This is a genomic window from Marinobacter metalliresistant, assembly GCF_038098645.1.
Lineage (GTDB): Bacteria > Pseudomonadota > Gammaproteobacteria > Pseudomonadales > Oleiphilaceae > Marinobacter > Marinobacter metalliresistant.
This window is the reverse complement of the sequence record NZ_CP101118.1, coordinates 534,642-553,672: the sequence shown is the minus strand read 5'-3', so window position 1 is coordinate 553,672 and position 19,031 is coordinate 534,642. Positions and strand designations below refer to the sequence as shown.

Annotated in this window: 13 protein-coding genes; 8 read left to right on the top strand and 5 right to left on the bottom strand. The window is 57.1% G+C overall.

The window, feature by feature from the left end:
- Positions 1-31 precede the first annotated feature (31 nt).
- Positions 32-1,495: a glycogen synthase GlgA gene (glgA, locus tag NLK58_RS02610; RefSeq protein ID WP_117617135.1), complete on the bottom strand. Its 1,464-nt coding sequence runs from the start codon at positions 1,493-1,495 to the stop codon at positions 32-34.
- Positions 1,492-3,378 (bottom strand): 1,4-alpha-glucan branching protein GlgB, encoded by a 1,887-nt coding sequence (glgB, locus tag NLK58_RS02605; protein ID WP_117617134.1) that lies wholly within the window; start codon positions 3,376-3,378, stop codon positions 1,492-1,494. Before glgB ends, glgA begins: the two co-directional genes overlap by 4 nt.
- Positions 3,379-3,569: 191 nt before the next feature.
- On the opposite strand from glgB, the gene glgC reads away from it, so the two are divergent.
- The 5 genes from glgC to glgP all read left to right on the top strand — a co-directional run bounded on the left by glgC (position 3,570) and on the right by glgP (position 10,705).
- On the top strand, positions 3,570-4,835 hold the full coding sequence (gene glgC, locus NLK58_RS02600; protein WP_117617133.1) for a glucose-1-phosphate adenylyltransferase: 1,266 nt from the start codon (positions 3,570-3,572) through the stop codon (positions 4,833-4,835).
- On the top strand, positions 4,825-6,552 hold the full coding sequence (locus tag NLK58_RS02595) for a glycoside hydrolase family 57 protein (RefSeq protein WP_117617132.1): 1,728 nt from the start codon (positions 4,825-4,827) through the stop codon (positions 6,550-6,552). Before glgC ends, NLK58_RS02595 begins: the two co-directional genes overlap by 11 nt.
- The gene (malQ, locus tag NLK58_RS02590; RefSeq protein ID WP_117617131.1) at positions 6,549-8,042 is read left to right on the top strand and encodes a 4-alpha-glucanotransferase; all 1,494 of its coding nucleotides are present in this window, start codon (positions 6,549-6,551) and stop codon (positions 8,040-8,042) included. The genes NLK58_RS02595 and malQ overlap by 4 nt, the downstream gene beginning before the upstream one ends.
- A 102-nt stretch (positions 8,043-8,144) precedes the next feature.
- Complete coding sequence (locus NLK58_RS02585) at positions 8,145-8,504, top strand: PilZ domain-containing protein (protein WP_341581989.1); 360 nt, start codon at positions 8,145-8,147, stop codon at positions 8,502-8,504.
- Positions 8,505-8,614: 110 nt separating this feature from the next.
- Positions 8,615-10,705 (top strand): alpha-glucan family phosphorylase, encoded by a 2,091-nt coding sequence (gene glgP, locus NLK58_RS02580; protein WP_341581988.1) that lies wholly within the window; start codon positions 8,615-8,617, stop codon positions 10,703-10,705.
- 76 nt (positions 10,706-10,781) lie between these two features.
- On the opposite strand, the gene NLK58_RS02575 is transcribed toward glgP, so the two are convergent.
- Genes NLK58_RS02575 through NLK58_RS02565 form a run of 3 tightly spaced genes read right to left on the bottom strand, consistent with a single transcriptional unit; the run spans position 10,782 to position 15,562 of the window.
- On the bottom strand, positions 10,782-13,811 hold the full coding sequence (locus NLK58_RS02575; RefSeq protein WP_341581987.1) for a Tn3 family transposase: 3,030 nt from the start codon (positions 13,809-13,811) through the stop codon (positions 10,782-10,784).
- 7 nt (positions 13,812-13,818) lie between these two features.
- Positions 13,819-15,078, bottom strand: a complete 1,260-nt coding sequence (locus tag NLK58_RS02570) for a site-specific integrase (protein WP_036207245.1) — start codon at positions 15,076-15,078, stop codon at positions 13,819-13,821.
- A complete protein-coding gene (locus NLK58_RS02565) occupies positions 15,068-15,562 on the bottom strand; it encodes a hypothetical protein (protein WP_036207242.1) in 495 nt (164 codons plus the stop codon). The genes NLK58_RS02570 and NLK58_RS02565 overlap by 11 nt, the downstream gene beginning before the upstream one ends.
- Positions 15,563-15,767: 205 nt before the next feature.
- On the opposite strand from NLK58_RS02565, the gene NLK58_RS02560 reads away from it, so the two are divergent.
- The 3 genes from NLK58_RS02560 to NLK58_RS02550 all read left to right on the top strand — a co-directional run bounded on the left by NLK58_RS02560 (position 15,768) and on the right by NLK58_RS02550 (position 19,004).
- Positions 15,768-16,757, top strand: coding sequence for a DNA-binding protein (locus NLK58_RS02560; protein ID WP_300497777.1), 990 nt, complete (start codon positions 15,768-15,770; stop codon positions 16,755-16,757).
- Between the two features lie 374 nt (positions 16,758-17,131).
- On the top strand, positions 17,132-18,457 hold the full coding sequence (locus NLK58_RS02555; protein ID WP_341581986.1) for an IS1182 family transposase: 1,326 nt from the start codon (positions 17,132-17,134) through the stop codon (positions 18,455-18,457).
- A 238-nt stretch (positions 18,458-18,695) separates the two neighbouring features.
- A complete protein-coding gene (locus NLK58_RS02550) occupies positions 18,696-19,004 on the top strand; it encodes a hypothetical protein (RefSeq protein ID WP_341581985.1) in 309 nt (102 codons plus the stop codon).
- The last annotated feature ends 27 nt before the right edge of the window (positions 19,005-19,031 follow it).

Genomic DNA, 19,031 nt, shown 5'->3' with positions numbered 1-19,031 from the left:
TTGATTGTCTCCAGGCGGGTACACGCTCCCACTAATCCTGCGGTTGATGTTGACGTTCTTTCAGAATGTTCCGGTAGAGGTCACCATAATTGAGGGCCCGCCGCTTCCAGGAATAGTCCGTCGCCATGCCGTTTTGCTGAAGCCGGCGCCACTGTTTGCGCTGCCTGAAATATTCCAGTGCACGGTTGACTGCTCCCAGAAGTGCCGGGGCGCTGGCCTCGCCGAACCGGAAGCCGTTGGCCCGGTCGATGCCGACGTCCTGCGGGTCGTTTACGGTGTCTGATAACCCGCCAACCCCGTGCACCACCGGCACCGTGCCGTAGCGCAGGCTGTACATCTGGTTGAGGCCGCAAGGCTCAAACCGGGATGGCATCAGGAACAGATCGCAACCGCCGGTGATTCGGTGAGACAACCCCTCGTCGTAACCGAGGGTCAGGGACATCTGCTCAGGCCATTGCCTCGCCAGCAGTTTCAGGGGTTCCTCGTAGCGGGTCTCACCGGACCCGAGAATCACAAACTGGCAGCCCTTTTCCAGCAATTCGGGCATCACCGCAATCAGCCAGTCCACGCCTTTTTGCTCCACCAGCCGGCCAATGAATCCCAGCAGCGGGCCACCGTTGACCTTAAGGCCCAGTTCCTGCTGAAGCAGGGCCTGGCACTGGGCTTTGTTCTTAAGGTGTTCTCGCCCGTAGTGAAAGGCAAGCTCGGGATCTTCCCCCGGATTCCATACCCGGGTATCAATGCCGTTGAGAATTCCCGTTAACGCCGCCTGCCGATGCCGGAGCAGGCCATCGAGGCCACAGCCAAATTCCGGGGTCTGGATTTCACGGGCATAACCGGGGCTGACGGTGGTAATGCGATCACTGAACACCAGGCCGCCCTTGATGAAGGACAACTGGCCGTAGAATTCCAGTTGGTCCAGCCGCCAGAGTGAATCCGGCAACCCCAGGGCCCGGAAGGTTTCGTGAGAGAAAATACCCTGGTAGGCGAGATTGTGGATCGTGAAAACGGTGCCCGGCCGGTCCTGACAGGATTCCATAAAGACCGGAATAAGCCCGGTCTGCCAGTCATTGCAGTGGACCAGATCCGGTTTCCAGGTTACCCCGGCATCGCCCGTGGCCATCATCGCACCGACTCTGGCAAACAGCGCGAATCGATGGGCGTTATCCCACCAGTCTTTTCCCTCATCGTTTCTGTAAGGGTCTCCGGGCCGGTCAAACAGCGGCGGACAATCCACCAGCCAGAGCGTTACCGCCGTGCCAGGGAGCCGGGTCTGCCAGAGACTGACACTGTATTGCCCGATCTGGAACCGGGACTTTCTCCGGGAACCGGCTTTTCTGGCTGCTTTCAGGGCATCCGGATACCCCGGCAACAGAATCTGGACATCGTATTCGAGCCGGCAGAGTGCCTCTGGCAGGCTGGCTGAGACATCGGCAAGACCGCCGGTTTTCACCAGCGGGTAGACCTCACTGGTGGCGAACAGAACCCGGATCATAAGGCCGGCCTCAGGACAATCGCGCCCAGTGGCGGCAGAGTCAGTTCCAGTGACCAGTTGCGGTTCATCCAGGGTTGTTCGTCCGCAGGCATGGGGTAGGGATTGCCCAGGTTACTGCCACCATAATATTCGGAATCCGAATTGAAGATTTCCCGCCAGATGCCGCCCTGGGGTAGTCCGATGCGGTAGTGGTGCCGGGGCATGGGCGTGAAATTGACCACAATGACTGACGTTTCACCTTTGGCTGTGCGCAAAAAGCTGATCACGGATTGGGGAGAGTCGTGGCAGTCAATCCATTCAAAGCCTTCGGGCCTGAAACACTCACCGTGCAGCGATACTTCCCGGCGATAGAGGCCGTTGAGATCCTGTACCAGACGTTTGAGGCCCTGGTGCTCCGGATAGGCCAGCAGCGACCAGTCCAGCTCCCGTGATTCACTCCACTCCCGGCGCTGGCCGAATTCGCCGCCCATAAACAGCAGCTTGGCACCGGGATAACCGTACATGTAGGTGAGCAGCAATCGCAACGAGGCGCGCTGCTGCCAATCGTCTCCCGTCATCTTGTTGATCAGGCTGCCTTTACCATGGACCACCTCATCGTGGGACAGTGGCAGCAGGAAATTCTCGGTGAACGCGTAGAGCAGGCCGAAGGTCAGTTTGTCGTGGTGGTACTGGCGGTAAACAGGGTCCTGCTGAAGGTAATCCAGGGTGTCGTGCATCCAGCCCATGTTCCATTTCAGGTTGAAGCCGAGGCCGCCGATTTCCGGCGGGCGGGTAACCCGTGGCCAGGAAGTGGATTCCTCGGCACAGACCAGGGTTCCCGGGAAACGGCTCTGGCAAACGCGGTTCAGTTCCCTCAGAAACTCGATGGCTTCCAGGTTCTCATGGCCACCATGGACGTTCGGCAACCATTCGCCTTCCTTGCGGGAATAGTTCAGATACAGCATCGAAGCTACGGCATCCACGCGCAAACCGTCGATATGGAAGGCGTCGAGCCAGAACAGGGCGCTGCCAATCAGGAAGTTCCGGACCTCATGCCGGCCGTAATTGTAGATCAGGGTGCCCCAGTCCTGGTGCTGGCCCTTGCGGGGATCTTCGTGCTCGTAGAGCGCGCTGCCATCAAAACGGGCGAGGGCATGCTCGTCGGTGGGAAAGTGGCCGGGCACCCAGTCCAGAATAACGCCGATGTTGTGACGATGGCACTGGTCCACCAGATAGCGCAGGTCGTCTGGGGTGCCGAACCGGCTGGTCGGAGCGTAGTAGCCGGTGGTCTGGTAGCCCCAGGACTCGTCCAATGGGTGCTCGGTAACCGGCAGCAGCTCAATGTGGGTAAAGCCCAGTTCCAGCACGTAAGGAATCAACTGGTCGGCGAGCTCGCGGTAGGTCAGCCAACGCCCGGAGCCGTGGTGGCGCCAGGAAGCGGCATGTACCTCGTAGATTGAAATCGGTGAGTCCTGCCAGTTCCAGCGAACGCGCCGGGCGATCCAGTCTCCATCTCCCCAGCCAAAGTGGCCGCGCTCAGTCACCACGGCGGCGGTGGCGGGTCTCAGCTCAAAGGCCTGGCCATAGGGGTCGGTTTTCAGCAGCTGACCACCCTTATCGGTGGTTATGGCGAACTTGTAGAGGGTTCCGGTGCCGATACCCGCGATAAAGCACGACCAAACCCCCATGCCTTCATGCAGACTCATGCCGTGGGTGCTGGTATCCCAGTGATTGAAATCTCCGACAACGCTGACCGCTTTGGCCTGGGGAGCCCACACCGCAAACCGGACTCCCTCAACGCCCCGGCTTTTGCAGACGTGAGCGCCCAGTACGTTGTAAATGTGCCAATGCCTGCCTTCGGCAAAGAGATGAAGGTCGAATTCGCTGAGCGTTGGACTATCCATAGACCGTGTTTTTCCTAACCAGGTGGAGCTTCCATTTGACGTTATTGAGCCTGTTTAAAAAAATGACCCCAAACAAGTTTACGTCATAATTCCATGATAGTGTTCTAATATGATTACAGACGTCAAAAACGTAGCAACCCCTTGCGGTTGAACGACCGGTTACAGGGAAATTTTTCTTCAGGGAAGCAACTATGCAAACGGCCAAGCGTTTCGTCAGTCGCCTTACTCGTCAAACTCTCGCGCTGGTTCTTGCCGGAGGTCGGGGCTCCCGCCTCCATGACCTCACCAACTGGCGGGCCAAACCAGCGGTTCCCTTTGGTGGAAAGTTCCGCATCATCGATTTCCCACTGTCGAACTGCATCAACTCAGGCATCGGCCAGGTTGGTGTCATCACGCAGTACAAATCTCACTCCCTGATCCGGCATATCCAGCGGGGCTGGGGGTTCCTTCGAGGTGAACTGGACGAATTCGTTGAGCTGCTGCCTGCCCAGCAGCGCATCGAGACTTCCTGGTATGAAGGCACAGCGGATGCCGTTCTGCAAAACCTCGACATCATTCGCAGCCACACCCCGGAATACGTGCTGATCCTGGCTGGCGACCATGTCTACAAGATGGACTATGGCACCATGCTGGCCGCCCATGTTGAGAATGACGCCGATATCACCGTGGGTTGTATCGAGGTGCCTATTGATGAAGCCTCGGCATTCGGCGTGATGTCGGTAGACGATGGGCTCAGAGTCACTGAATTCGTAGAGAAGCCGGAACAACCCAAATCCATGCCCGGCCAGCCTGGTAAGGCACTGGCGTCCATGGGCATCTATGTGTTCAGAACCCAGGTACTGTTCGATGAGCTGATGCGCGATCACAAGATGAACGGTGAGTCATCCCACGATTTCGGCAAGGATATTATTCCGTCTGTGATCAAGCGCCTGCGGGTGGTGGCTTTTCCGTTCCGGGATCCGGTAAACAACAAGCCCGCTTACTGGCGGGATGTCGGCACCATTGATGCCCTCTGGCAGGCCAACCTGGAACTGATTGGCATCAGTCCTGAACTGAACCTCTACGATTCCCACTGGCCGATATGGACGTACCAGGAGCAATTGCCGCCGGCGAAGTTCATCTTCGATGATGAGGACCGCCGGGGGGCGGCGGTGGATTCCATGGTTGCGGGGGGCTGTATTGTCTCAGGCGCGATGGTGAGACATTCGCTGCTATTTTCGCAGGTTAGGGTGCATTCTTACAGTGATATCTCAGACTCGGTCATCTATCCGGACGTAGAGATTGGCCGCCACTGCCACATCCGCAATGCCCTGATTGACCGTGGCTGCCGCATTCCGGAAGGCTCACGCATCGGTTTTGATGAAGTAGAGGACCGCAAGCGGTTTCATGTTTCTTCCAAAGGTATTGTGCTGATCACGCCCGAAATGCTCGGGCAGGATTACCCCCATGGCCTCTGACACCAAAACTCCGGTGGTGCTTTGCTGGCACATGCACCAGCCTTCCTATCAGGACATGCGCACAGGCCAGTTCCTGTTTCCCTGGGTGTATCTGCACACCATCAAGGATTACAGTGACATGGCAGCCCACCTGGAGCGCGAGCCTGAGGCAAAAGCCGTGGTCAACTTCGCCCCGGTTCTGCTTGAGCAGATTGAAACCTACCTCATTCAGATTGAGCGATGGCACCATGGCGCCGGGGAGATCGGCGACCCACTGCTCGCGGCGCTGGTAGCGGAGGAACTGCCCGAAACCGGCACACCGGCGTTTCTGGGCCTGATGGAGAAATCCCTGCGGGCCAATCCGGATCGTATTATCAGACGCTACCCAGCGTATGCGCGGCTGGCTGAGCTGGCCGATGTCTATCGCAAGAAGCCGGAACTGCAGCGATATATCTCAGGCCGGTTCCTGTCGGATCTTCTGGTCTGGTATCACCTGGGCTGGATGGGTGAAACCATACGCCGTGAAAACCATTGCATTCGGAGCCTTCAGGAAAAGGGCCAACATTTCTCAATGGATGACCGCCGGGCCCTGCTGAATGTGATATTCGATGTGTTATCTGGTATCGGGCCGAGATACCGGCACCTGGCCCAGAAAGGGCAGGTTGAACTGTCTGTCAGCCCTTATACCCACGCCATGCTGCCGTTGCTGCTGGAACTGGAATCCGCCAGGGAGGCCATGCCGGAGATCACTTTACCCAACCACAGCCACTATCCGGGTGGTGAAGAGCGGGCCGGCTGGCAACTGGAGAAGGCGAAAACCGTTTTCCAGCGCTTTTTTGGCATTGAGCCCGCAGGCTGCTGGGCGTCCGAAGGCGGCCTCAGCCAGACCACACTGGGCCTGCTGGATGACGCGGGATTCCACTGGACCGCCAGCGGCGATTCGGTGGCTCACAACAGCCTCAACCGGGCACGGGAAGAGAATCCGGAGCTGCCGGACTCCGGCATTCACCAGCCGTACACCTTCGGGGACTCCCCGGTAACCGTTTTCTTCCGGGACGATGGCCTGTCCGATCTGATCGGCTTCACCTACGCCGACTGGCACGCCAAGGATGCCGTTGGAGACCTGGTCTATCACATGGAAAACATCGCCGGGCAAGCCCGGGGCAAGTCCCGGCCGGTTATTTCCGTCATCATGGATGGAGAGAATGCATGGGAATACTACCCTGAGAATGGCTTTCATTTTCTGGATGAGCTCTACCGGGTACTTGCGCATCACCCAAAACTGAAACTGACCACCTACAGCGAACTGGTCGCGCACCCGGTCGCTGAACCCATTCGCCTGCCGCACCTTGTGGCCGGAAGCTGGATTTACGGCACCTTTTCCACCTGGATAGGCGACCCGGACAAAAACCGCGCCTGGGATCTGCTCTGTGAGGCGAAAATCCATTACGACCGGGTGATGGATAACGGCAGCCTCAATGCAGAGCAAAAAGAATCCGCGAAAGAACAGTTGGCGATCTGCGAGGGCTCCGACTGGTTCTGGTGGTTCGGAGATTATAACCCGGCCCAGATCGTCAGTGACTTTGAACACCTGTACCGCCGGCACCTGGTGAACCTGTACGAGATGATCGGTTATCCGGCACCACCCTCCGTATTCCAGCAGTTAAGCCAGGGCAGTGGGGAACCGGCACGGGGAGGCACCATGCGGCCAGGGCACGAAGCGGATAAGCCGGTATGACTTCAAGCAACCCCGATGATCTGTTCAGTACCCGGCGGGCCGGTGTTTTGCTTCACCCAACCTGCCTGCCAGGATCCTGGGGTGTTCTTGGCGCGAGCGCCCGCACCTTTGCCGATTTCCTGGCGGACTGCAGCCTGAGCATCTGGCAAACACTGCCCATCGGGCCAACTCATCGGGACCTCTCGCCCTACCAGTCATTGAGTTCCCATGCCGGCAATCCGGACTTCATAGACTTGCATGAACTTGTCGAGGCGGGTCTTCTGTCAGACCGGGAACTGTCGCAGCCCGCGCCCGAAGTGCGCCACCAACTGCTGACCCTGGCTGCGAAACGCTTTTTCATCAGCGATGGTGGCGGCCTGAACGGACTCGACAGGGCAGCCTATCAACGCTTCCGGGCAACCAACGACTACTGGCTGGATGATTTCTGCCTGTTCTGGGCGATTCGGGAGGTTCAGGATTCATCGGACTGGCTGCAATGGCCGGACTCTCTGAGAGACCGGGATAGCGGAGCCTTGCGTGACTTTATTGACCAGAACCGCTCCCGGCTCGCACGGATCCGGTTCGAGCAGTTTCTGTTCCATCACCAATGGCAGGCGTTGCGCGACTATGCCCGGAGCAAGGGGGTTTTACTGTTTGGTGACATCCCCATCTTCGTTGCCCATGACAGTGCCGATGTCTGGGCCAACCGACATCTGTTCAAGCTTGATGAACGGGGTGAATCCACGGTGGTTGCCGGCGTACCGCCGGATTATTTTTCGTCTGAAGGTCAGCACTGGGGCAACCCGCTCTACAACTGGGAGGCCATGGCGGCCGATGGGTACCAATGGTGGCTGAAGCGGCTGGAAAGCCAACGCCACCTGTTTGACCTGATCCGAATTGATCACTTCCGTGGCCTGCACGCCTATTGGGAGATTCCGGCAGCGACACCAGAACCCAGGTATGGCTACTGGGTATCCGGCCCCGGCGACCATTTTCTCGAAGCCTGCTTCACCCGGTTCCCCGACTTGCCCCTTGTGGCCGAAAACCTGGGCATTATCAGCGACGATGTGGAAGAGCTGCGCAAACGGTTCCGATTACCAGGGATGACGGTGATGCAATTCGGCTTTGACGGCAGCCCGGATAATCCGCACCTGCTACACAACCATCATGCACGGGATCTTGTGTACACGGGGACCCACGATAACGACACCACCCTTGGGTGGTACCAAAACCTTGACGACCACACACGGCGGTACGTTAACGAGTACCTGGGAACCACAGGGGAGGGCATGCCGTGGCCCCTTATTGAGGCGGCTTTCCGGTCGGTGTGCTCGCTGGCCATCGTTCCCATGCAGGACTTTTTTGGGCTTGGAACAGAGGCCCGGTTCAACACACCGGGAACCGTGGAGAATAACTGGATATGGCAACTGGACTGGAATCTTTGCCAGAAAGAGCTGTCAGACAGAATCACCGAATCAGTGCGACAACATGGTCGCCTGTCGTGGTGCTGACTGGTTTTTGATCAGCATCAAAGAAGCGTCCTCAAGAGTCCGATATAAGACACAGACAGCTTCAACAATTGGCGTTCTTGATGAGTCACCGGGGGAGGGTACATGGAACACAGACTCAGTAAACGCGTTCACGGAAAGCTTCGCCTGCTGGTGTATAAACGCGGAATGCCCGTAGCAACCGGTCAGATCCGGGACGCCTCAAAGCGGGGCCTCTTCATTGCGACAGATTACACCGATGTGCAGTTAAACCAGACCGTCGAACTCGAATTTCGTTTTCCCGACAAACAGGAAAAGCAGTGCCGAAGGCTGAAAGCCCATGTTGTCCGCAAATCAGACAAAGGGCTTGGCGTGGATTTCGAAGGCGTTGAGAACGACAGCTTTACCGTCTCCTCGTTAATCTGCTGGCTGAAAAAACATCCTATGCCGATGAACTATTTTCCGGTTCGCCGGCAAGCCTACTGAAATCATCAAGGAGGATTTTCATGGCACGACTCGAAGGTAATGAACTGGTGATTATTGATGGCGGTTACACCACTCATTGATGTTATCTCTGATCTGACAGGACGTCAGCCTTGACCCTAGCAGCCTATACACCGCGGTCCTTACCGGAATTCCTGAACGGTTTGTTTCGTCTGGCACTGGACCTGCGGTGGACCTGGCACCACGGCAGTGACGAGTTGTGGCGCGCACTTGATGAAGAAACCTGGGATTCCACCCACAATGCCTGGCTGGTTCTGAACAGTGTGTCTGGTGAAAGGCTCGAAGAACTCGAGCAGGATCCTTTATTCCAGCAACGCTATCTCGAACAGCTGGCGGCCCACCACAAATTCGTTAACGCCAACACCTGGTATTCGGAAGACTGTGCAGGCGATCTGGGGCAAGGCATTGCCTATTTCTGCATGGAATACGGGATCAGTGAATCCCTGCCACTTTATAGCGGCGGGTTGGGGGTTCTTGCTGGCGATTATCTCAAGGCAGCCAGCGATCTGGGCCTGCCCGTAACTGCGGTGGGATTACTTTTCCAGCAGGGTTACTTCCGCCAGGCCATCAGCACCGATGGCGAGCAGATGGAGTTCTATCCCTACAACGACCCTACCATGCTTCCTGTCTCGCCACTCAGGGATGAAGACGATCAGTGGGTGAGGGTGGTTGTACCCTTTCCCGGCCGGAATGTGCGTTTGCGAGCCTGGAAAGCTCAGGTGGGCCGCTGCGAATTATTGCTGCTTGACAGCAATGACCCCCGCAATGAGCCCGGCGACCGGGGGATTACCAGTGAGCTTTATACCGGTGACCCGGAAAAGCGCTTACAACAGGAAATGGTTTTGGGGATCGGCGGCTGGCGCTTGTTAAGACAACTGGGCCGACAGCCCGGCTTATGTCACCTTAACGAGGGGCACTGTGCCCTGGCCCTGATTGAGCGAGCCTTCGGCTGGCAGGAGGATCACCAGAGCGACTTTCAGACAGCCCGCACAGCCACCAGGGCAACCAACCTGTTCACTACCCACACCTCGGTGGCCGCCGGCTTTGACCACTTTTCCGGATCTCTGCTCCGGCTTTACCTGGCTCCCTGGCTGGAAGGCCGGGATCTGAACGCGGATCAACTTCTGGAACTGGGCAGCGAGCGTGCCATGACCGGGGCGGACTCCGCCGACCAGCGCCTGAATATGGCTTTGCTTGCGTTAAATATGAGCGGCCGGATAAACGGGGTCAGCCGCATCCATCAGAAGGTTTCGCAGACTCTCTTCCAGCCGTTTTTCCGACGCTGGCCGATTGAGGATATTCCGGCAGACTTTGTGACCAATGGCGTACACACGCCCAGCTGGGATTCACCGGAATCCGATGCCATCTGGACACGGGCCTGTGGCCAGGACCGATGGTGCCGCCCGCTGCCGATGTCCTGCCCGATGACAGCAATCACGGATGAAGAGTTATGGGAGATGAGGCGGCTTCAGCGCAACCGGCTGATTGGTTACCTCCGTCGACGGCTTTCAAGCCAGCATTGCGAGCAGAACCCGGCCAACAACCACGCTGCCGCGTGCGGGCTGTTGCTGGATCATGAAACCCTTACGCTTGGCTTCGCCCGACGCTTCACCGAATACAAACGGCCCGATCTGCTTCTGAAGGACCAGGAACGTTTGCTCAGGCTACTGGCAAGCCGGGACCGGCCGTTACAGATTGTGCTTGCAGGTAAAGCCCACCCCTATGACCACCGGGGTAAGGAGATCATCCGGCGATGGAAGGCCTTTTCAAGACGACCAGATGTGGAAGGCAAAGTGGTTTTCATCGAAGACTACGATCTGGGCGTTGCCAACCAGTTGATCCAGGGCGTGGATGTATGGCTTAACTGCCCCCGGCATCCCTGGGAAGCCTGCGGCACCAGCGGCATGAAGGTACTGGTCAATGGTGGCCTGAACCTGTCCCAGTATGATGGCTGGTGGGCAGAAGCCTGGAACGCCGATGTGGGCTGGGCTATCCGCCCCGGTGCCACCTTCGAGGAGCTGCGCAGTACGAGCGAGCATGACCTTTCGGACGCCCGGGAACTCTTCGATTTGCTGGAACACGAGGTGATTCCCGGTTTCTACGATGTGGACGAGCAGGGCCTGCCCAGAAAATGGCTGCAACAGATTCGGGCCAGCATGGACCAGCTCACTGCCGCTTATTGAGGGTTGGCAGACAAACGTGAAAAATTCCCCAGAAACACCCCCAACCCATTGAATTGCCTAATTTTAGGGTAGATTTTTATTCAGCTTCATCCTCAACACTCGTCCGAGCTTTGGACGCTCCCTGAGAGGCAAGTTCAGCCAGTTTCAAATCAAATAGCTGCTGCCCCACCGGTCGCTTCAGATCCAGTGTGTAGTCCCCGAAACGATTGATATGGCGAGTTCGGTACGGCGATAACGCTTTCAAAACATCCTCTGTGATGGCAATTCCTTCTGCGGCCATGTCGCGCAATACCCGACTGAGGGCTTCGACGTTGTGCAGAATGAGCATATTCGCCACCAGGTGGTTGTACTTCACCACTTTTTGCTGCTCATGCCGGAGGTTGGCGGCAATGATGCCCGAGCCACCAAAGAAGCTCCATTTTGCAAACCCGTTAAACTGCTCGTTCTTGTTGGTTGCGGCGTGAATGGTCTGGCGCAGCTCCACATCGTCGATGTAATTGAGCAGGAAGCCGGTGCGCACGACCTTGCCCAGCTCCCGGAAGGCGAAATACAGTTTGTTCTTGCGACTGTAGGTTCCCAACCGTCTCAGTATGGTTGATGCCGTGATTTTACCCAACTTGATGGACACGGCCACTCGCAACATATCCGGCAGATGCCGCTCAATCCGTGCCCAGTCGATATGGCCGTTGAACAGTTCTTCGATATGCGCGTAGCGGAATCGCCGGTCAGGCCGGTAAAAGTTCAGATCCTTGAGGTTCCGGATACGCGGCATCAGCTTGATCCCTAGTAGATAGGACAGCCCAAAAACGGGATAGCTTTGCGCCTGCGTATCACCGTGCAAGGTATCCGGCTGGATATCGCTCCGGTTCTCAAGTAGCCCGTCGAGGATGTATACCGCCTCGTGAACGCCACAGGGGATGAAATGACTGAACAGCGTGATGTAGGTGTCCGAGACGTGGTAGTAACCGATGCCGCCGTAGCCGCCATAGCGGATGTGGTACTCGCTGAGCAGGTTTTGCTCGTAAAGATTCCATTTGGTGCCATCGGCGGCGGCTCGCCGCCCTGTCCCCCAGTATCCGGGCAATTCGTATTTCTTGTACGCGTTGATGACCTTGACGATAGCGCGGTCCAGCCTGTCTTCGGTCACGTGGTTAAGGTTGAGCCAGGCTATCTGGCGGCGGTTCAGCTGTTTGATAGAGTCGGCGGTCTGGGAGGGCCCCAGATTGCAGCCGTAGCAGAAAAGCGTCGCGATGAAGCGTAACCGGGGGTCTTCAACGCGCCCCTCATAGCCTGACAGTGGCCCGAATTCCCGGTGCAGCCCAAGCCAACGCTCCGCATCCACCAGAACGTCGACGATGCTGCGGGTGCCAAGCCGACGTGTGATGTCGTCATCAAGGGCCTGCCAGTTCGTCGGCAGCCCCTGCCTCTGATTCCGCTTGATGACAATGCGACCGTCTTCGATTGTGGCGTGTGTATTGTCCGGAAAGGCGGCGTCCACCGAGCGACTCACTTGGGTTAATTGTTCCTTGAGATGGCCGACCAGCGCCTTCGGTTCCATGGGAAGCTCTACTTCCAGCCCGTACTGGTCAATTTCCTGTTCGTAACCCGACCAGCTCACCAGCTGATCCCGATGGTCGTCGAACCGATCTCCGTGAACAACCGCCAGGTCCGCTGACTTCAGTTCCTGTTTCACCAGATTCAAAACGGCCAACTCAAAATATTTACGGTGAACCGTCAGGCTGTCCGGACGGATGAAAATCAGACGTCGCCACTTATCGAGCGTCCACTTGGTCTGCTGAACGTTTTCGATCAGATCCGGCGCATGGATTCGCAAATCCAGGGTCTCGGCTTTCAGCGAACGGTTTTTTCGGAGCAGCTCAATCAGTTGAATCGACAAGGTGTCGCTGGAGGTGCTTTGAAATGTCAGTATGTCCAGACAGTTGTACAGCAGGCTGCGTTTGGCGCGAAACGGTCGCAACATGAAAGGCAGGTAGTTGTTGCCCGCATAGGCCAGATGTTCCTCGCATTCATCCAGCCACTCCTGGCGCTTGTCGCCGACCACGGCCTGAAGTGATTGCCAGGGGTTGGGCCCGGCTTCCATGGCGGTCAGCACGTCTTTAAAGCAGGACACGAGTCGATCCGTGCGCTGGGTCTGCTCCATTTGATAGGTCAGCAGATTTTGCTGGGCGGTGGTTTCCAGCTGCCTCATCAGCTTGATCAGAAGCTCGGCGGTATCGTCCAGTGCCTGGGCATACTGTTGCCGGATTAGGACGACCGCCAGGGCATAGCGTTTGCGTGCAGGGATTCGGGCCATCTTGGCCACATCTAGTGCTCTTGCTTCATTGGCGAACTGCCTCCGTTTGGTCACGGGAATGGCATGGACACTCGGTAATCGCTCGACGATATCCCTGAGCCACTTGAGGTGTTGCAGGTAGGACCGGATCTCTTTATTGGTCGGCTTGCGAATTTCTCGCTTCAGACGCTGCCAACCGCTGATCTCGATCCCCGGTGGCGACACCAGCAAGTCATTGATCAGTGCCTTTGTATCGTCGGTCAGTTCGCTGACGATGGACCGGTAACAGCGGTCATTCACGGTGGCTCGGGCATCCTTGGCAAGCCGCAAAAGCACCGTGAAGCCGGGAATCTCAAAGCGGTGATGCACCAATTCTTCAAGGAGAATGTTGATAATATCAGCCAGCACCTCGCGGGACTCGGCAGCGTTTATGGCTTGGTTTTCGAGCCACAGGCGATCTTTATCGCCCAGAATTCGGCTGCCGACGTAGGCCCGAATCCAATTGATGTGGCGATTACGGGCACTGGATTGGTCATACTGCCTCTGCTGGATCTTGGTCGGCCGTTTTTGAAGGCCAAGACATCTCGCTATGTAGCCACTCAAGTCGGGCGGCAAATCAACCGTCGCGCAGAAAAAACCCTGTTTCTGATAAGCCTTCAGGTGCACCAGCAAAAAGAAGCGTTGTTGAAGTTGTTTAGCACATCGACGCGCCCAGCGTTGCTCGTTCGGGGTGGGCGTGTAAACGGCATCGAGTTCGTGTTGTGGGATATCCGACCGAAACCGTGGATAGGCTGTATCCTGGATCGCACTCATGATCGACTCAATCCCATGTCTGCCCGGTGGCCGGGTCCGTGATCAGTGTCTCCACCCAGCAGGCTTTGTCGGACGCTATACGGTGTATCTCATCGATCAAGTCGTCCATCGTTTCGTCCAGATGCTCATCCGACGTTGCAGGCACCTCGATGCGGTAGTGTCCATCGGTCTGGTGTTCCACCTCGAACGGTTTCAGGCAATGGGCTTCGATCACCGTGCGGGCCTGGTAGTGTTTGCGGCTTCGCGGACGCTGCGGCTCCAGGGTAAGCTGGACGGTCAAGGCCCGTAAGCGCAGTTGGGATGCGCCCGCCAGGCGCGGCTGGCCGACCGAAGACGCCACTTCGGTTGGAATCTGCACCAGGGCCTGCTCGAACGGTGATTTGGCTTCAATGTAACGCAAGGCCGTTTGGGTATCCCGCCAACCGACGTATTCCATCAGCGCTTTGATTTCCCAGCCCGACGCGCTGGCCCAGGTGGCAAAACCGCGCCGTAGTGAATGGCTGCTAAACGCTTCCACGGCGTCAATACCCGCGTCAGACAGTAGCTGGCGTAGCAACGGCACGATGCTGTTCGGGTGCAATGACACGTCCGACAGGTTCCCCCAGCGATCAATCGCCCTGAACAGGGCGCCGCTGGGTTGATCCAGGAAGTCCAGCCAATCCTGACAGGCCTCGACCGGACAGCACTGCCTCAGAGCGGGCACTTTATACAGACGCCCTTCGGCCTGACGATCCCCCTTACTTCTTCGCAGGTACAGGGACATACCGGCACCGGGGGCCAGCGTGATGTCTTCAATGGTTAACCGACAGAGTTCATCGCTGCGAAAGGCGCGCCAGAACCCGAGCAGGACCATCGCCCGGTTACGCAACCAGACCCCGAGACGCCGTGCGTCGTGCTGACGGGCCTGCGCGATCTGCCCGGCCAGCCACTGATCCAATAGCTGGAGCTGGGTGATGGCCAGGGGCTTGGCCTGTTTTTGCCGGTACGGATGTTCTTCGCGAATGCCCTTCAGGACCGTGCGTACCAGCGGGGCTTTGGTCGGGTCTGGGAACCCCTGGTCCCGATGCCAGCGTGCCAGCGCCGCCAGGCGCTGCTTCAGGGTGGCGGCCGACAGCCGCTCGGCATGATCGGCCAGATAGCGAGCGATGCTATCGGCGGTTGCCGGTAAAAACCCGCCCCAGGTCACCTCAAAATGCTCGACTGCGGATCGGTAGCTGCGTCGGGTGTTGTCGCGGGTCGCCGCCCGAACGTACCGATCAATCGTCATTGGGCCCACCCGTCTCGTTCGATGTCGGCAATGCCGCTATTGCTTCTGTTAACCAGCGCTCGACCGACTCGCACACAGCATCGTTGTCCGCGTTTGAAACCATCTTTGTGAACGTCTTGGCCATGGCATCGCGCACCTGTTGATCGAATGGATCGTCGGGATTGGTGATCAGTGAGCCAGACAGCCTGTCCAGCGCAGACCCCGTGGCTGCTCTATCCTGACGGCCTTGAACCCAGCTTTGCGCCTCAGCCAATGAACCGAACTGCTTGTGCTCCACCCAGAAGAAACTGTTTGGAATCGCGATTGAGCGCCCGTCTTTGAGGTAGGCCCTGATCTCCGCGTCAACGTCCGGTAAATAGGCGTCTTCACTTTGCAGACATTCAAGGGCCGCACGAAAGCTTGGTAATGGGGCGGGAAACCGGTTGCGAAAATCAAACGCCCGGAAGGCAAACACCTGATCCAGTGGATCGGCTTGTGTGTGCATGTGTGATCTCCTGCTGCGTGGCCGTCGTCCGAGGCCATATCGTACCGGTCGTGAGTCAGTATAGCCGCTGAAACGGGTATCACAATGGATAACTCTGGATTATCACATGTTTGTTTTGTTGTTCTTTTCAACTATATTTCTAACGTATATAGTATGTAATAACGTATTACGTAATACGGTATGAAATAAGCATGAGGACACCACCATGGCCCGAGGCGGCATCACCCAACCCCTGGTCGAAGACGCCCGAAAACGTCTTCTGGCACGCAATGTTCACCCCTCCATCGACGCCATACGCGCCGCGTTGGGCAACACTGGCTCAAAGACCACCATCAGCAACCATCTGAAAGCGATTGAGGCACGAGAAAGCACCCGTCTGGATGATGAAGCGCTTCTGAGCAACCAGGTCACCGAGTTGGTTGGCCAACTCGCCCGGCAATTACGCCAGGACGCGCAGGAGACCATCGAACAGGCTGAACAGCGCCACCAGGCCGAGGTCGCCAGCTTGCAGGAAACCCTGAAGGCACAGACCGCTGAGACCCGGCAACACCAGGCGCAGAACGAATCGCTGGCTAAGGAGCGGGATGAGTTACAGTCCGAAGTCCGCAGGCTTCAGAAGGCGCTCTCGACACTCGAAGGCGATAACCGCGCACAGGCCCAACGCATTGAAAGTCTGACTGAGCAGGTTCAGGACAAGCAGCGCCAGGTGGACTCGCTGGAAGAAAAGCACGGACATGCCCGCGAGGCACTAGAGCACTATCGCGGCTCTGTGCAAGAGCAGCGCGAGCAGGATCAGCGGCGGCATGAGCAGCAGATCCAGCAAGTCCAGGAAGAGCAACGCCACCTGCAACAAGCCCTGGCCGTGAAACGCGACGAGCAGACCCAGGCCACCCGTGAGATTACCCGGCTGTTCACGGAGGTGACTGAAGTTCGAAAGCAGTCGGATCAGTTGACGCAGCAACTTGGCGAGCGGGAGCGCGAAAATCGTCGTCTGGTCGACAAAACGGTGCGGTTAGAGCAGCAAGCCTTAGCGTTACGTCAACCAAAGGCTGCCTTTGAAAAGCAGCAGCGCGTGAACGACCAACTGAAAGCGAGGGTTCAGCAGCTTGAAACCGAGCTGAGCGTGAAGAATGAGCTGTTGGATCGTTTGAGCGCTGGCAACGATTCCGACGAGACGATCAGAAGGGCCCCTTAATGCATTCGTAAAGACACGGTCTGTTGACGAAAGGAGCAGATCGCTCGTGACCGCGACATAAAATTGAGATATCCCGTTTCTTGAGATGCCTCCAGACTGTGTTTTAAAGCCTACTGCAAGGCTGTTGTGGCTCAAGTCACAGGTGTTTTTCATTGGGGGAGTCCGAGTGGTTTGGATGACGGATTTAGGACGGCGTGGTGCCCTGCCTTTTCATCGTCTAGGGACAGGTTTTTGCCAAAACGTGTCCGTTTATTGAAACATGTGTCGTTTTGTAAATTCGCTTGGACAAATGATCAGCCTTGGCCTAGGAGTCTGCGCGGCAGGAGACACCTTCTGGCATAATGCGTAAAAATTCTTCAGCACCGGAGAATCTGATGGGAACCACTTTCCGCCCGTATTCGCCTGGCCAGGAACTGCTTCTTCCCCCGAGCCTGAACGAGTGGCTGCCTGAGGGGCATCTGGCCTATTTTGTCAGTGATGTCGTCGAGGAGTTGGATTTAAGTGCGTTTTATGCCCGCTACGAAGGCAACGGCCGACGCAACTCGCCCTTCGATCCACGAATGATGCTGAAGATTTTGATCTACGCCTACGCCACCGGCGTTTTCTCTTCACGCAAGATCGCCCGGAAGCTGGAAGAAGACGTGGCCTTCCGGGTTCTGGCGGCAGGCAACTTCCCCAGGCATCGCACGATCTGTGATTTCCGCAAACACCATTTGGTTGCCTTCAAGGCCGTGTTTATTCAGGTGGTCCGGATTGCCCGGGAAGCGGAGCTGATCACGCTGGGAACACTGGCGATTGATGGCACCAAGGTTCGGGCTAATGCCAGCAAGCATAAGGCCATGAGCTATGGCCGCATGGGCGAGGAAGGCGATCGTTTATCGAAAGAGATCGATGCACTTTGTCGTCAGGCACGTCAGACAGACCAGTCGGAAGACCGACAGTTCGGCCCGGATAACCGGGGTGATGAACTGCCTGAAGAGCTTCAGTACCGGCAGGCGCGGCTGGAAAAGATTCGTGCTGCCAAAGAGAAATTGGAAGCAGACCAGAAAGAGCGGGACAAGGCCCGGGGTCGGTCCCCGGACGATGATCGGCGCTCACCTCGCGGGGGCCCGAACTTCAAGCGGGATTACGGGGTGCCGGATGACAAGGAGCAGAGCAATTTTACCGATCCGCAAAGCCGGATTATGAAAACGGCGGACGGGTTCCAGCAATGCTACAACGGCCAGTTGGCCGTGGATGGTGAATTCCAGCTGATTGTCGCCAACCACCTGGGCAATAATCCCAGTGACAATGGCTGTCTGATACCACTGCTGGATCAGGCAAAAGACACTCTGGAAACCTATCCGGATCAGTGCCTGGCTGACGCGGGTTACCGTAAAGAAGAAGATCTACAGACCCTGGAAGACAAAAGCATCGACGGCTATGTCTCGCTGCGTCGGGAGGGCAAGAAGAGTTCAGAGATAGACGCGAGCCGTTATCCGGCCAGCGCCCGGATGGCCGGGAAGCTGGCCACGGCAACCGGGCGATCGGTTTACGCTCAGCGCAAACATCTGGTTGAGGCGGTCAACGGCTGGATCAAGCATGTTCTGGGCTTCCGACAGTTCAGTCTGCGGGGCCTTCACGCCGTGCAGGGTGAATGGGATCTGGTCTGTCTGTCGCTTAATCTCAGGCGGATGAGTTCACTGATGAGGCTGACATAGAGGGTCCGAGGGATCCTTGGGCGTACTGAGTGATCGGACTACGATAACGCATTCGCTGATAACCGTCTTGACTGACTGAATAGAGAGAATCGAGACTCTATTCGGCTGGATATTGTGGATACGTTCTCGGGCCGAACTGTGATTCGACGCGGCGGGGTCACTTGCTCAAAACACTTCTGCCGCGCAGACTCCTAGCTTGGATTGTACGGAAATTGACCAGCACACAGGGAGTGGATACATGAAATTTACCGCTATCAGTTTTACTTTTTTCTCCGCACTGATGTCTTCAGTTGTGGTCGCAGAGAAACCGCATGCATTCCCGGACGGGGCTTCAGCGATTGAAAACCTGCCATTTACGGTAGGTGCTTCGGACAGAAATTCGGCTTCAACCACACGACAAGCCCCATCATTTGACAAGGCTTCGCAACAGAGACTTCCGTCTTTTGCGCCGGCGTCACTTAAAGCTCCCAAAGCCGCTAGAACCATGGAGAAGCACGAAGCCCAAAAAATCAAGGCTCGCTCAATTATTGCTGATCCGAACTCCTGATTATCACTTGGCATCATGAGTGATGCC

Excerpts from the sequence above, each read along its gene's own strand:
- NLK58_RS02575 (WP_341581987.1), bottom strand. The coding sequence starts at position 13,811 with ATGAGTGCGATCCAGGATACAGCCTATCCACGGTTTCGGTCGGATATC.
- glgB (WP_117617134.1), bottom strand. The coding sequence starts at position 3,378 with ATGGATAGTCCAACGCTCAGCGAATTCGACCTTCATCTCTTTGCCGAA.
- glgA (WP_117617135.1), bottom strand. The coding sequence starts at position 1,495 with ATGATCCGGGTTCTGTTCGCCACCAGTGAGGTCTACCCGCTGGTGAAA.
- NLK58_RS02560 (WP_300497777.1), top strand. The coding sequence starts at position 15,768 with ATGGCCCGAGGCGGCATCACCCAACCCCTGGTCGAAGACGCCCGAAAA.
- glgC (WP_117617133.1), top strand. The coding sequence starts at position 3,570 with ATGCAAACGGCCAAGCGTTTCGTCAGTCGCCTTACTCGTCAAACTCTC.
- malQ (WP_117617131.1), top strand. The coding sequence starts at position 6,549 with ATGACTTCAAGCAACCCCGATGATCTGTTCAGTACCCGGCGGGCCGGT.
- NLK58_RS02550 (WP_341581985.1), top strand. The coding sequence starts at position 18,696 with ATGAAATTTACCGCTATCAGTTTTACTTTTTTCTCCGCACTGATGTCT.
- NLK58_RS02585 (WP_341581989.1), top strand. The coding sequence starts at position 8,145 with ATGGAACACAGACTCAGTAAACGCGTTCACGGAAAGCTTCGCCTGCTG.
- NLK58_RS02570 (WP_036207245.1), bottom strand. The coding sequence starts at position 15,078 with ATGACGATTGATCGGTACGTTCGGGCGGCGACCCGCGACAACACCCGA.
- NLK58_RS02595 (WP_117617132.1), top strand. The coding sequence starts at position 4,825 with ATGGCCTCTGACACCAAAACTCCGGTGGTGCTTTGCTGGCACATGCAC.
- NLK58_RS02555 (WP_341581986.1), top strand. The coding sequence starts at position 17,132 with ATGGGAACCACTTTCCGCCCGTATTCGCCTGGCCAGGAACTGCTTCTT.
- NLK58_RS02565 (WP_036207242.1), bottom strand. The coding sequence starts at position 15,562 with ATGCACACACAAGCCGATCCACTGGATCAGGTGTTTGCCTTCCGGGCG.